Below are 14,163 nucleotides of genomic sequence, written 5' to 3'. Positions count from 1 at the left end.
ATAAGGAAAATAGCAGCTCAACGAGCTGTACATTATAAAATACATATCAAAAAAGCTGATTTCTATCAAATAATTAATAGAAATCAGCTTTTTTACATTGCCTAAGAACTTAATGTCCCAAGCCCTTGTTCGTTTTCAAAGAATTAATTGGCATGCATCTTATGAAGAATTATTGATCTGACTTTCTTACGCCAGCCACACCATAATGGTTTGGTTTCATTTCTTCTATAACAACGTGAATTGCTTGTCTATTTGCCCCCGTTGTTTTTTCTACGGCGTCAGTTACTTCGCTAACTAAATTTTTTAATTGTTCATCCGAACGACCTTCTAATAATTTTACATTGACGATTGGCATCATCCAAACCTCCTAATCATTATTAATTTGAGTATATCATGTAATACTTAAAAATTCATTTGCAAAATAACAGAACATTTGTTCTAAAATAGTTGAAATAGAACACGTGTTCGTATATAATAAGATTCAAGTAAGGGAGGAATAACAGTGTATAATTATCATTTATTAGAAGATAGGGATGTTCTATGTATTGACCAAAAAAGTTTTTTTGCGAGTGTTTCTTGTATTGAAAAGGGGCTAGATCCATTAGAAACAAAGCTAGCTGTTGTTGCAGATACTAAGCGTCAGGGTTCTGTAATATTGGCTGCGACACCTAAATTAAAAGAATTAGGCATCAAGACAGGGTCGCGATTGTTTGAAATACCACATAGAAATGATATTTACATTATCAATCCAAGTATGCGTAAATATCTTAATGTTTCAGTTGCTATTTCTAAGATTGCATTGCGTTATATTCCACCTGAAGATTTACACCAATATAGTATTGACGAATTTTTTATGGATGTTACTGATAGCTATCATAGATTTAGTTCTACAGTACATGCATTTTGCGAAAGACTTAAACGTGAAATTTATGAAGAAACAGGCATTTATTGTACTGTGGGCATTGGTTCTAATATGTTATTAAGTAAAATTGCTATGGATGTTGAAGCGAAGCATAGTCAAAATGGTATAGCTGAATGGCGATATCAAGATGTACCAACGAAATTATGGCCAATTCAGCCCTTGCGAGATTTTTGGGGTATTAATCGTCGAACAGAAGCCAAATTGAATAAAAGAGGAATTTTTACTATAGGAGATTTAGCGAAATATCCATATAAATTTTTAAAAAAAGAGTTCGGTATTTTAGGTGTTGATATGCATCTACATGCGAATGGGATAGATCAGAGTAAAGTACGTGAAAAGCACAAGATCAGCAATCCATCGATATGCAAAAGTCAAATATTAATGAGAGATTATCATTTTGATGAAGCAAAAGTAGTAATGCAAGAGTTAATTGAAGATGTTGCTAGCAGAGTTCGAGCAAGAAAAAAAGTGGCAAGAACGATACATTTTGCCTTTGGCTATAGTGATGAAGGCGGTGTACATAAGCAATATACTTTGAAAGATCCAACAAACTTAGAAAAAGATATTTATAAAGTAGGAATGCATTTCGCAGATAAATTATGTAATAAACAAGCACTATATCGTACGCTAAGTATATCTTTGAGTCAATTTATTAATGAGGATGAGCGACAGTTAAGTCTGTTTGAAGATGAATACCAACGCAAACGTGACGAATGTCTAGCTAAAACGATAGACCAATTACATTTGAAATACGGCAAAGGTATTGTGTCCAAAGCAGTATCGTTTACAGAAGCAGGTACAAAACACGGCAGATTAGGTTTAATGGCTGGACATAAAATGTAATGACTATACGGTTTAAGTAATATATAACTGTGATTCGTATAAAATAAGTCTCTAAAGATAAATATTTCATATATCACAATAGATTTTCACAATAATATCTAAGAATACATGGAATTTATCAAAAGAGACTTAATAATTATTGGATATAACAATCAAAATCACTCAATGCTTGCATACCGCGTTCTCGGTCAGTAGGGTTTTTGAAACTAATTTTTAAAGCACCGTATATATCTTCGCGTACTTCTAAGATTCTTAAGTTGCTTATAGATATGTTATGTAAACTCAGGATATAAGTCACTTTACTTATCATACCTGATTCATCCGGAATGTCTACATATAGATCATACGCAGTATTTAGTCCACCTAGTTGTTTAGCGGGTAGTGCGTCGCGATACGATTTAGCTTGGGCAAAAAATGATAACAATTTTTCAGAATCATTGCTTTCAATTAGTCTTTCTAAATCTTGAAACTGACTTTTTAGCTGTCGAATCATTTCTAAAATATACGTTTTATTACTCAAGGTGATATCTTTCCACATTTGTGCATTACTACTAGCTATACGAGTGATATCACGAAAACCACCAGCTGCAAGTTTATTAACTAAATGATGTTCTTGACCGTTCTTTTGACTAACATGAACTAAACTAGATGCAACGATATGAGGTAAATGACTTACGACGCTTGTTACGTAGTCGTGTTCTTCAGCAGTAGTTACAATAAATTTAGCAAGAGTAGGTGATAACAGTTCTTTTAACGTGTTTGCTGCTTGCTCATTTCTTGGCTCATTGTAGACTAAAATATAATAAGCGTTTTCAAATAAGTGCTTTTTAGCATTTAGTACACCAGATTTATGACTACCAGCCATTGGATGACCACTGACTAAATGAATATTATGCTTTAATAAATTGCATTCGTGTTGCTGTATCATTGCTTTAGTACTACCAGTATCAGAAACAATAACACCAGGTTTAGTTGGCATATCTATAAGCTCGCTAAGATATTTATTTGTGATAGCAACAGGTGTTGCATAAATAATTACATCGGCTTTTTTAATAGCTTCACTATAATTTAAACATTTTTCATTAATAATGCCGATTGATTTAGCTTTATCTAACTGAGAAGTATCTGCATCGTATGCAATAATATTAGTATTAGGGTTATGGTATTTTATATTGCTAGCAAGACTTCCACCAATTAATCCAAGCCCAACAAATAAAACTGTTGTCATATAAATCACCTTATTTCGAAATTTTCAGAATAATAACATTGTAAATGAGCTGTTGACACAGTGCAATAGTAAATAAAAATCGATAATAGCATTAATAGATAAACGGAGATAAATCATCTACAATAAAGAGTATAGTAACACAATGGCAACGGAGGGGTAAATCAATGGAACCAATATTAGAAATGATTAAAACATTAACAGGTATTAATAGTCCTTCAGGAGACACAGAAGAAGCAATTCAATTTGTCGAAAAATATGCAAAAGACTTGGGTTATCAAACAACACTAACAAATAAAGGTGCGTTATTAATAACAGTGCCAGGCAAAAATGATGAAGTACAACGCTGTATTACTGCTCATGTTGATACTTTAGGTGCAATGGTTAAAGAAATTAAAGAAGATGGTCGCTTAGCAATAGAATTAATTGGAGGATTCACGTATAACGCGATTGAGGGTGAATATTGCCAAATTAAAACTGATGCTGGTCAAATATATACAGGAACAATTTGTCTGCATGAAACAAGTGTTCATGTATATAGAAATAATCATGAAATACCTAGAGATCAAAAGCATATGGAAATAAGAATTGATGAAGTAACTACATCAGAAGAAGATACAAAGAGTTTAGGTATTTCAGTAGGTGATTTTGTTAGCTTTGATCCACGTACAGTTATCACGTCATCAGGTTTTATTAAATCTCGTCATTTAGATGATAAAGCTAGCGTAGCGATGATACTACAATTACTAAAGAAATTAAAAGAAGAGCAAATAATATTACCACATACAACGCAATTTTATATTTCTAATAACGAAGAAATAGGTTACGGTGCAAATGCATCAATTGATTCGAAAATCAAAGAATATATTGCATTAGATATGGGCGCGTTGGGAGACGGTCAAGCATCGGATGAATATACAGTTTCTATTTGTGCCAAAGATGCTTCAGGTCCATATCATAAGCAATTGAAATCGCACCTAGTTAATCTTTGCAAAATAAATAACATTCCATATAAAGTAGACATATATCCATATTATGGTTCAGATGCTTCAGCAGCTTTACATGCTGGTGCGGATATCAGACATGGTTTATTTGGCGCTGGCATTGAATCATCTCATGCAATGGAACGAACACATATTGATTCTATTAAAGCGACAGAGAAATTACTATATGCATATTGCTTATCACCAATTGAGTAAACAATTAGTGTTGACAAATGTGAACGACCTATGTAATATAATGAACTATAAAAATAATTAGAATTTTCTAAAGAAATAGTAGCAGATATGAAACGTAGCAAATAGAAAGCTAATGGGTGATGGGAATTAGCACGCCATATCTTGTGAATTGGACTTTGGAAAACAATTGAATGAGTTTTGAAAGTGAACATGAATTATGTTAACTAAGGTGGCACCACGGTAACGCGTCCTTACAGGTATATGCGTTATGTGGTGTCTTTTTATTTAGACAAAATGTAGTAGTTAATTAAAGGTAGCAACAGAAAGTTAGTGGATGATGTGAACTAACACCGAGATTAATGAAATTGGGTTTTGTCTGCAACAGAAAAATTATATATAGTAAAGAGTGAACTATGAATATTTTGAATATTCGGTTAATTTAGGTGGTACCACGCGTCAGCGTCCTTTATATTGATAAGGATGCTGGCGCTTTTTTGAAAGGAGCGTATAGAATGGATATATTTTATAAAAAAATAAAAGCAAATGTAACGCCCGAAGTTTTAGCACAACTTCATTCCAAGAAGATCATTTTGGAAAGTACAAATCAACAACAAACTAAAGGTCGCTATTCAGTTGTTATTTTTGATATTTATGGCACTTTAACTTTAGATAATGATGTATTATCAGTAAGCACTTTAAAAGAATCGTATCAAATCATTGAAAGACCGTACCATTATTTAACGACTAAAATAAATGAAGACTACCATAATATTCAAGATGAGCAACTTAAGTCATTACCGTTTATATCTGGATATGTTGGGACGTGTAGCTTTGATTTAGTAAGACATGAATTTCCTAAATTGCAATCAATACAATTAGAAGATCACAAGCAGCACGATGTAAGGTTATATATGGTTGAACAAGTTTATGTATTTGACCATTACAAAGATGAGTTATATATCATCGCGACGAATCAATTTTCAAATTCAACAAAATCAGATCTTGAGAATCGAGTTAATAAGTCTATCGAAGACTTAACTAAAATCCAACCATTCATGCCTACACAAGATTTTGATTTTAAAACTAAAGAAATTCAATCAAATATTTCTGAAGAAAGATTTATCGAAATGATTCAGTATTTCAAAGAGAAAATAACAGAAGGGGATATGTTCCAAGTTGTGCCATCAAGAATTTACAAATATGCGCATCATGCTAGTCAGCATTTAAATCAACTTTCGTTTCAACTGTATCAAAATTTAAAACGACAAAACCCAAGTCCATATATGTATTATCTTAATATCGATCAACCATATATTGTCGGTAGTTCTCCCGAAAGTTTCGTAAGTGTCAAAGATCAAATTGTAACAACTAATCCTATTGCAGGTACGATTCAACGTGGTGAGACGACACAAATAGATAATGAGAATATGAAACAACTACTTAATGATCCAAAAGAATGCAGCGAACATCGTATGCTAGTTGATTTAGGACGTAATGATATTCATAGAGTAAGTAAAATCGGTACCTCAAAAATTACTAAATTAATGGTTATTGAAAAATATGAACATGTTATGCATATCGTAAGTGAAATCACAGGTAAAATAAATCAAAATTTATCACCAATGACAGTTATTGCGAATTTATTACCAACAGGTACCGTTTCAGGTGCACCAAAATTACGTGCAATTGAAAGAATATATGAACAATATCCACATAAACGAGGCGTTTATAGTGGTGGTGTTGGATACATAAATTGTAATCATAACTTAGATTTTGCTTTAGCAATTCGAACGATGATGATAGATGAGCAGTATATCAACGTAGAAGCTGGTTGTGGCGTTGTATATGATTCTATTCCTGAAAAAGAACTGAATGAAACGAAATTGAAAGCTAAAAGCTTATTGGAGGTGAGGCCATGATCTTAGTTGTAGATAATTATGATTCCTTTACATATAACCTAGTGGATATTGTTGCTCAACATACTGACGTCATTGTTCAATATCCTGATGATGATAATGTGCTGAATCAATCGGTGGACGCTGTTATTATATCTCCTGGTCCAGGGCATCCATTAGACGATCAACAGTTAATGAAAATCATATCAACCTATCAACACAAACCCATTTTAGGTATTTGCCTAGGTGCTCAGGCACTGACTTGTTATTACGGTGGAGAAGTCATTAAAGGCGACAAGGTTATGCACGGAAAAGTTGATACACTAAAGGTTATATCGCATCATCAACATCTGTTATATCAAGATATACCAGAACAGTTTTCAATTATGAGATATCATTCATTAATAAGTAACCCTGACAATTTTCCAGAAGAATTGAAAATTACTGGACGTACCGAAGATTGTATACAGTCATTTGAGCATAAAGAAAGACCGCATTACGGTATTCAGTACCATCCTGAATCATTTGCTACAGACTATGGTGTCAAAATAATTACAAATTTCATTAATCTAGTGAAGGAAGGATGAAAACCATGACATTACTAACAAGAATAAAAACTGAAACTATATTACTTGAAAGCGACATTAAAGAGCTAATCGATATACTTATTTCTCCTAGTATTGGAACTGATATTAAATATGAATTACTTAGTTCCTATTCGGAGCGAGAAATCCAACAACAAGAATTAACATATATTGTACGTAGCTTAATTAATACAATGTATCCACATCAACCATGTTATGAAGGGGCTATGTGTGTGTGCGGCACAGGTGGTGACAAGTCAAATAGTTTCAACATTTCAACGACTGTTGCTTTTGTTGTAGCAAGTGCTGGCGTAAAAGTTATAAAACATGGTAATAAAAGTATTACCTCAAATTCAGGTAGTACGGATTTGTTAAATCAAATGAACATACAAACAACAACTGTTGATGATACACCTAACCAATTAAATGAAAAAGACCTTGTATTCATTGGTGCAACTGAATCATATCCAATCATGAAGTATATGCAACCAGTTAGAAAAATGATTGGAAAGCCTACAATATTAAACCTTGTGGGTCCATTAATTAATCCATATCACTTAACGTATCAAATGGTAGGCGTCTTTGATCCTACAAAGTTAAAGTTAGTTGCTAAAACGATTAAAGATTTAGGTAGAAAACGTGCAATCGTTTTACATGGTGCAAATGGTTTGGATGAAGCAACACTATCTGGTGATAATTTGATATATGAATTGACTGAAGATGGAGAAATCAAAAATTACACATTAAATGCGACTGATTATGGTTTGAAACATGCGCCGAATAGTGATTTTAAAGGCGGTTCACCTGAAGAAAATTTAGCAATCTCCCTTAATATCTTGAATGGTAAAGATCAGTCAAGTCGACGTGATGTTGTCTTACTAAATGCGGGTTTAAGCCTTTATGTTGCAGAGAAAGTGGATACCATCGCAGAAGGCATAGAACTTGCAACTACATTGATTGATAATGGTGAAGCATTGAAAAAATACCATCAAATGAGAGGTGAATAATATGACGATTTTAGCAGAAATTGTTAAATATAAACAGTCACTTTTACAAAATGGCTATTATCAAGACAAACTTAATACCTTGAAAAGTGTGAAGATTCAGAATAAAAAATCTTTTATAAACGCAATTGAGAAAGAACCAAAGCTAGCAATTATTGCAGAAATTAAATCGAAGAGTCCTACAGTTAATGACTTACCTGAACGAGATTTATCGCAACAAATCTCAGATTATGAAAAGTACGGTGCAAATGCCGTGTCCATTTTAACTGATGAAAAGTACTTTGGTGGTAGTTTTGAAAGATTACAAGCATTGACAACAAAAACAACATTACCCGTATTATGCAAAGACTTTATTATAGACCCGCTTCAAATTGATGTTGCTAAACAAGCTGGTGCATCTATGATTTTATTGATCGTTAACATCTTATCGGATAAACAATTGAAAGATTTATATAACTACGCTATATCGCAAAATCTAGAAGTGTTAATTGAAGTACATGATCGCCATGAATTAGAACGTGCCTATAAGGTTAATGCTAAATTGATTGGTGTAAATAACAGGGACTTAAAACGATTTGTCACAAATGTGGAACATACAAATACTATTTTAGAAATTAAAAAACCAAATCATCATTATATTTCTGAAAGTGGTATTCACGATGCATCTGATGTAAGAAAAATCTTGCATAGTGGTATCGATGGCTTACTAATAGGTGAGGCGCTTATGCGTTGTGACAATCTATCTGAATTTTTACCACAACTGAAAATGCAAAAGGTGAAGTCATGATGAAATTGAAATTTTGTGGCTTTACATCAATAAAGGATGTTACAGCGGCCAGTCAATTACCTATTGATGCGATAGGTTTCATCCATTATGAAAAAAGTAAAAGGCATCAAACAATTACCCAAATAAAAAAGTTAGCGTCTGCTGTTCCAAATCATATCGATAAAGTATGTGTCATGGTAAATCCTGATTTAACAACAATTGAACACGTATTAAGCAATACGTCAATTAACACAATACAGTTACACGGCACAGAATCTATTGATTTTATACAGGAAATTAAAAAGAAATATTCAAGCATTAAAATCACTAAAGCTTTAGCTGCAGATGAAAACATAATCCAAAACATAAATAAATATAAAGGGTTCGTAGATTTATTTATTATCGACACACCCTCAGTGTCGTATGGTGGTACCGGTCAAACATATGACTGGACTATTTTGAAGCACATAAAAGACATACCTTATTTGATAGCAGGAGGCATTAACTCTGAAAATATTCAAACAGTTAATCAACTTAAATTATCACATCAAGGTTATGATCTTGCATCAGGTATAGAAGTAAATGGGCGAAAAGATATAGAACAAATGACAGCAATTGTAAATATTGTGAAAGGAGATAGAGACAATGAATAAACAAATACAAACGGAAGCAGATGAATTAGGTTTCTTTGGTGAATACGGAGGGCAATATGTTCCAGAAACATTAATGCCAGCAATTATTGAGTTGAAAAAAGCTTATAAAGAGGCAAAAGCAGACCCAGAGTTTCAAAGAGAACTGGAATACTATTTATCAGAGTATGTAGGACGCGCGACGCCACTTACATATGCTGCATCATATACTGAAAGCCTAGGTGGCGCTAAAATATATTTGAAACGAGAGGATCTAAATCATACAGGCGCCCATAAAATTAATAATGCGTTAGGTCAAGCGTTGCTTGCTAAAAGAATGGGCAAGAAGAAGCTTGTTGCTGAAACTGGTGCGGGTCAACATGGTGTAGCTAGTGCTACGGTTGCTGCATTATTTGATATGGAACTTGTTGTCTTTATGGGAAGTGAAGATATTAAAAGACAACAACTTAATGTATTTAGAATGGAATTACTTGGTGCAAAGGTTGTGGCAGTTGAAGATGGTCAAGGGACTTTATCGGATGCAGTTAATAAAGCATTGCAATATTGGGTAAGTCATGTAGATGATACACATTATTTATTAGGTTCTGCATTAGGTCCAGACCCGTTCCCAACGATTGTTAGAGGTTTTCAGAGTGTGATTGGTAAAGAAATAAAATCACAGATATTGAAGAAAGAAGGTCGACTTCCGGATGCAATTGTAGCATGTATCGGTGGTGGCTCAAATGCAATCGGTACATTTTATCCATTTATTAAAGATGATGTTGCATTATACGGTGTTGAAGCCGCAGGTCAAGGCGAGGATACTGATAAACATGCACTTGCAATTGGCAAAGGATCACCTGGCGTATTACATGGTACTAAAATGTATTTAATTCAAGATGAAGGTGGGCAAGTGCAACTAGCACATTCTATTTCAGCAGGACTTGATTATCCTGGTATTGGGCCAGAACATTCTTATTACCACGATATTGGTAGAGTAACTTTTGAAAATGCAAGTGATACACAAGCAATGAATGCTTTAATCAACTTTACAAAACATGAAGGTATTATACCTGCAATTGAAAGTGCACATGCACTGAGTTATGTTGAAAGACTAGCGCCTACGATGTCGAAAGAAGATATTATTGTAGTAACTATTTCTGGACGTGGCGATAAAGATATGGAAACAATTAGACAATATATGGCAGAGCGAGGTCTTGCAAATGACTAAATTATTTATACCTTATATTATGGGCAATAAAGATTTGATTGAAAATGCAACATTGTTGAGTGAAAATGGTGCAGATATAATTGAAATTGGTGTACCTTTCTCTGATCCGGTTGCTGATGGTCCAGTTATCATGGAAGCAGGTCAACAAGCGATTAAACAAGGCATCACGATAGATTATATTTTCAATCAATTAGAAAAACATGGTGATCAAATTAAGTGTAACTATGTATTAATGACGTATTATAATATTATTTGTCATTATGGAGAACAAGCGTTTTTTGAAAAATGTCGAGATACTGGTGTCTACGGCTTAATTATTCCTGATTTACCATATGAATTATCGCAGCGTTTAAAACAACAATTTAGTCACTATGGCGTCAAAATCATATCGTTAGTTGCGATGACTACTGATGACAAACGTATAAAAGATATCGTATCTCATGCGGAAGGCTTTATTTATACTGTGACGATGAATGCGACAACAGGACAAAACGGTGCGTTTCATCCAGAATTAAAACGAAAAATTGAGTCAATTAAAGCGATAGCCAATGTGCCAGTTGTCGCAGGATTTGGTATAAGAACACCACAACATGTTGCAGATATAAAAGAGGTTGCAGATGGCATCGTCATTGGTAGCGAAATCGTTAAGCGATTTAAATCTAACACGCGTGAGGAAATCATTAGATATTTACAATCTATCCAACAAACATTGAATAATTAAGTTTACTTGATTTAAAAAAATTAGTCGAATACTGTTTGAAAAAGTGAAAAACGGTGAATTGTAAAATTGAATAGAAATGATACAAAAGTAATATGAGCAAACCCAAACGTTCATATTACTTTTTTTGAAATTGTATGCAAAAATCTAAATATTACTATAAAAGTATACGCAATTAAAGCGTTTATGTTTTAGTTTTAACATTAACTATTGTATACTTATTTAGATTAGATTTATTATTTTTGACATTTGCAGAGGGGAAATAGAAAAACTGCAAATACGGAAATGAAATTAATTAACGAGAGACAAATAGGAGTAATGATAATGAAGTTTACAAATTTAACAGCTAAAGAGTTTGGTGCCTTTACAGATAGCATGCCATACAGTCATTTCACGCAAACTGTTGGCCACTATGAGTTAAAACTTGCTGAAGGTTATGAAACACATTTAGTGGGAATAAAAAACAATAATAACGAGGTTATTGCAGCTTGCTTACTTACTGCTGTACCTGTTATGAAAGTGTTCAAGTATTTTTATTCAAATCGCGGTCCAGTGATCGATTATGAAAATCAAGAACTCGTACACTTTTTCTTTAATGAATTATCAAAATATGTTAAAAAACATCGTTGTCTATACCTACATATCGATCCATATTTACCATATCAATACTTGAATCATGATGGCGAGATTACAGGTAATGCTGGTAATGATTGGTTCTTTGATAAAATGAGTAACTTAGGATTTGAACATACTGGATTCCATAAAGGGTTTGATCCTGTGCTACAAATTCGTTATCACTCAGTGTTAGATTTAAAAGATAAAACAGCAGATGACATCATTAAAAATATGGATGGACTTAGAAAAAGAAACACGAAAAAAGTTAAAAAGAATGGTGTTAAAGTAAGATATTTATCTGAAGAAGAACTGCCAATTTTTAGATCATTTATGGAAGATACGTCAGAATCAAAAGCTTTCGCTGATCGTGATGACAAATTTTACTACAATCGCTTAAAATACTACAAAGATCGTGTGTTAGTACCTTTAGCGTATATCAATTTTGATGAATATATTAAAGAACTAAATGAAGAGCGTGATATTTTAAATAAAGATTTAAATAAAGCATTAAAGGATATTGAAAAACGTCCTGAAAACAAAAAAGCGCATAACAAGCGAGATAACTTACAACAACAACTTGATGCAAATGAGCAAAAGATTGAAGAAGGTAAACGTCTACAAGAAGAACATGGTAATGAATTACCTATCTCTGCTGGTTTCTTCTTTATCAATCCATTTGAAGTTGTTTATTATGCTGGTGGTACATCAAATGCATTCCGTCATTTTGCCGGAAGTTATGCAGTGCAATGGGAAATGATTAATTATGCATTAAATCATGGCATTGACCGTTATAATTTCTATGGTGTTAGTGGTAAATTTACAGAAGATGCTGAAGATGCTGGTGTAGTTAAATTCAAAAAAGGTTACAATGCTGAAATTATTGAATATGTTGGTGACTTTATTAAACCAATTAATAAACCTGTTTACGCAGCATATACCGCACTTAAAAAAGTTAAAGACAGAATTTTTTAGGAAGGGAATTATCAAAACATGAAATTTACAGAGTTAACTGTTACCGAATTTGACAACTTTGTACAAAATCCATCATTGGAAAGTCATTATTTCCAAGTAAAAGAAAATATAGTTACCCGTGAGAATGATGGCTTTGAAGTAGTTTTATTAGGTATTAAAGACGACAATAACAAAGTAATTGCAGCAAGCCTTTTCTCTAAAATTCCTACTATGGGAAGTTATGTTTACTATTCGAATCGTGGTCCAGTAATGGATTTTTCAGATTTAGGATTAGTTGATTATTATTTAAAAGAGTTAGATAAATATTTACAGCAACATCAATGTTTATATGTTAAATTAGATCCGTATTGGTTATATCATCTATATGATAAAGATATCGTGCCATTTGAAGGTCGCGAGAAAAATGATGCCTTAGTAAACTTGTTTAAATCGCATGGTTACGAGCATCATGGCTTTACAACTGAGTATGATACATCAAGCCAAGTACGATGGATGGGCGTATTAAACCTTGAAGGTAAAACACCTGAAACATTGAAAAAGACATTTGATAGTCAACGTAAACGTAATATTAATAAAGCGATAAACTATGGTGTTAAAGTAAGATTCCTTGAACGTGATGAGTTCAATCTTTTCCTAGATTTATATCGCGAAACTGAAGAGCGTGCTGGATTTGTTTCAAAAACAGATGATTATTTTTATAACTTTATTGACACATATGGAGATAAAGTATTAGTACCATTAGCATATATTGACCTTGATGAATATGTGTTAAAGTTGCAACAGGAATTGAATGACAAAGAAAATCGTCGTGATCAAATGATGGCGAAAGAAAACAAATCAGATAAACAAATGAAGAAAATTGCAGAATTAGATAAGCAAATTGATCATGATCAGCATGAATTATTGAATGCAAGTGAATTGAGCAAAACGGACGGCCCAATTCTAAACCTTGCTTCTGGCGTTTATTTTGCAAATGCATATGAAGTGAATTATTTCTCTGGGGGTTCATCAGAAAAATATAATCAATTTATGGGACCATACATGATGCATTGGTTTATGATTAACTATTGCTTCGATAATGGTTATGATCGTTATAATTTCTATGGTTTATCAGGTGATTTTACGGAAAACAGTGAAGATTATGGCGTATACCGCTTTAAACGTGGATTTAATGTACAAATCGAAGAATTAATAGGGGATTTCTACAAACCAATTCATAAAGTGAAATATTGGTTGTTCACAACATTGGATAAATTACGTAAAAAATTAAAGAAATAGATGTAAATGATGTTAGGGCTTATAGTTATTGATACTATAGGCTCTTTTTTATATGTTTTTTAATAAAGCCTCGAATAATGATATATTAAATGACAAGTTTAACAAGTGATTGCAATAAATATAAATATGAATTGCGCAACCTATTTGTAAATGATTGAGTTGAGTATACTTTTTAATGATAAAGTCCGTATAATTGTGTAAAAGTAAAAAGGCCATATAACAGTCCTTTTACGGTACAATGTTTTTAACGACAAAAACATACCCAGGAGGACTTTTACATGACCCAAGTACATTTTACACTGA

13 protein-coding genes are annotated in these 14,163 nt (G+C 32.9%); 11 read left to right on the top strand and 2 right to left on the bottom strand.

Annotated features, from left to right (window positions below):
- Positions 1–169: 169 nt before the first annotated feature.
- A complete protein-coding gene (locus IDG63_RS13775; protein ID WP_001123276.1) occupies positions 170–355 on the bottom strand; it encodes a 2-hydroxymuconate tautomerase in 186 nt (61 codons plus the stop codon).
- A gap of 147 nt (positions 356–502) precedes the next feature.
- Here IDG63_RS13775 and IDG63_RS13770 point away from each other — a divergent pair, with 147 nt between their 5' ends.
- Positions 503–1,765, top strand: a complete 1,263-nt coding sequence (locus tag IDG63_RS13770) for a Y-family DNA polymerase (protein WP_000283014.1) — start codon at positions 503–505, stop codon at positions 1,763–1,765.
- A 136-nt stretch (positions 1,766–1,901) separates the two neighbouring features.
- Here IDG63_RS13770 and IDG63_RS13765 read toward each other — a convergent pair whose 3' ends face one another.
- Complete coding sequence (locus tag IDG63_RS13765) at positions 1,902–2,993, bottom strand: prephenate dehydrogenase (RefSeq protein ID WP_000214266.1); 1,092 nt, start codon at positions 2,991–2,993, stop codon at positions 1,902–1,904.
- 164 nt (positions 2,994–3,157) lie between these two features.
- Between IDG63_RS13765 and IDG63_RS13760 the strand changes: the two genes are divergently transcribed.
- The 10 genes from IDG63_RS13760 (at position 3,158) to femB (ending at position 13,860) form a co-directional block, all read left to right on the top strand.
- Positions 3,158–4,189 (top strand): M42 family metallopeptidase, encoded by a 1,032-nt coding sequence (locus IDG63_RS13760; protein WP_000433354.1) that lies wholly within the window; start codon positions 3,158–3,160, stop codon positions 4,187–4,189.
- Between the two features lie 491 nt (positions 4,190–4,680).
- Positions 4,681–6,087 carry an anthranilate synthase component I gene (locus tag IDG63_RS13755; protein ID WP_000350970.1) on the top strand — a complete coding sequence of 469 codons (1,407 nt, stop codon included), beginning with the start codon at positions 4,681–4,683 and terminating at the stop codon, positions 6,085–6,087.
- Positions 6,084–6,650, top strand: a complete 567-nt coding sequence (locus IDG63_RS13750; protein WP_000604816.1) for an anthranilate synthase component II — start codon at positions 6,084–6,086, stop codon at positions 6,648–6,650. The genes IDG63_RS13755 and IDG63_RS13750 overlap by 4 nt, the downstream gene beginning before the upstream one ends.
- A 5-nt stretch (positions 6,651–6,655) precedes the next feature.
- Entirely contained in the window at positions 6,656–7,654 is a 999-nt protein-coding gene (gene trpD, locus IDG63_RS13745) for an anthranilate phosphoribosyltransferase (RefSeq protein ID WP_000173830.1), read from the top strand.
- Position 7,655: 1 nt separating this feature from the next.
- A complete protein-coding gene (trpC, locus tag IDG63_RS13740) occupies positions 7,656–8,438 on the top strand; it encodes an indole-3-glycerol phosphate synthase TrpC (RefSeq protein WP_000153612.1) in 783 nt (260 codons plus the stop codon).
- Positions 8,438–9,070, top strand: a complete 633-nt coding sequence (locus IDG63_RS13735) for a phosphoribosylanthranilate isomerase (RefSeq protein WP_000768193.1) — start codon at positions 8,438–8,440, stop codon at positions 9,068–9,070. Before trpC ends, IDG63_RS13735 begins: the two co-directional genes overlap by 1 nt.
- Positions 9,063–10,277: a tryptophan synthase subunit beta gene (gene trpB / locus IDG63_RS13730; RefSeq protein WP_001041346.1), complete on the top strand. Its 1,215-nt coding sequence runs from the start codon at positions 9,063–9,065 to the stop codon at positions 10,275–10,277. Before IDG63_RS13735 ends, trpB begins: the two co-directional genes overlap by 8 nt.
- The gene (trpA, locus tag IDG63_RS13725; protein WP_000163628.1) at positions 10,270–10,998 is read left to right on the top strand and encodes a tryptophan synthase subunit alpha; all 729 of its coding nucleotides are present in this window, start codon (positions 10,270–10,272) and stop codon (positions 10,996–10,998) included. The genes trpB and trpA overlap by 8 nt, the downstream gene beginning before the upstream one ends.
- 321 nt (positions 10,999–11,319) lie before the next feature.
- Positions 11,320–12,582, top strand: a complete 1,263-nt coding sequence (gene femA / locus IDG63_RS13720; protein WP_000673315.1) for a glycine glycyltransferase FemA — start codon at positions 11,320–11,322, stop codon at positions 12,580–12,582.
- 18 nt (positions 12,583–12,600) lie between these two features.
- Positions 12,601–13,860, top strand: coding sequence for a glycine glycyltransferase FemB (gene femB, locus IDG63_RS13715; RefSeq protein ID WP_000673098.1), 1,260 nt, complete (start codon positions 12,601–12,603; stop codon positions 13,858–13,860).
- Positions 13,861–14,163: the final 303 nt, after the last annotated feature.

The organism is Staphylococcus sp. EG-SA-14 (genome assembly GCF_017151935.1).
In the GTDB taxonomy this organism is placed as follows: Bacteria; Bacillota; Bacilli; order Staphylococcales; family Staphylococcaceae; genus Staphylococcus; species Staphylococcus aureus.
This window is presented reverse-complemented; position numbering and strand designations above follow the sequence as displayed.

Coding starts and splice junctions, on each gene's coding strand:
- trpD (WP_000173830.1), top strand. CDS start 6,656: ATGACATTACTAACAAGAATAAAAACTGAAACTATATTACTTGAAAGC.
- trpA (WP_000163628.1), top strand. CDS start 10,270: ATGACTAAATTATTTATACCTTATATTATGGGCAATAAAGATTTGATT.
- IDG63_RS13735 (WP_000768193.1), top strand. CDS start 8,438: ATGAAATTGAAATTTTGTGGCTTTACATCAATAAAGGATGTTACAGCG.
- trpB (WP_001041346.1), top strand. CDS start 9,063: ATGAATAAACAAATACAAACGGAAGCAGATGAATTAGGTTTCTTTGGT.
- trpC (WP_000153612.1), top strand. CDS start 7,656: ATGACGATTTTAGCAGAAATTGTTAAATATAAACAGTCACTTTTACAA.
- femB (WP_000673098.1), top strand. CDS start 12,601: ATGAAATTTACAGAGTTAACTGTTACCGAATTTGACAACTTTGTACAA.
- IDG63_RS13760 (WP_000433354.1), top strand. CDS start 3,158: ATGGAACCAATATTAGAAATGATTAAAACATTAACAGGTATTAATAGT.
- IDG63_RS13755 (WP_000350970.1), top strand. CDS start 4,681: ATGGATATATTTTATAAAAAAATAAAAGCAAATGTAACGCCCGAAGTT.
- femA (WP_000673315.1), top strand. CDS start 11,320: ATGAAGTTTACAAATTTAACAGCTAAAGAGTTTGGTGCCTTTACAGAT.
- IDG63_RS13765 (WP_000214266.1), bottom strand. CDS start 2,993: ATGACAACAGTTTTATTTGTTGGGCTTGGATTAATTGGTGGAAGTCTT.
- IDG63_RS13775 (WP_001123276.1), bottom strand. CDS start 355: ATGCCAATCGTCAATGTAAAATTATTAGAAGGTCGTTCGGATGAACAA.
- IDG63_RS13750 (WP_000604816.1), top strand. CDS start 6,084: ATGATCTTAGTTGTAGATAATTATGATTCCTTTACATATAACCTAGTG.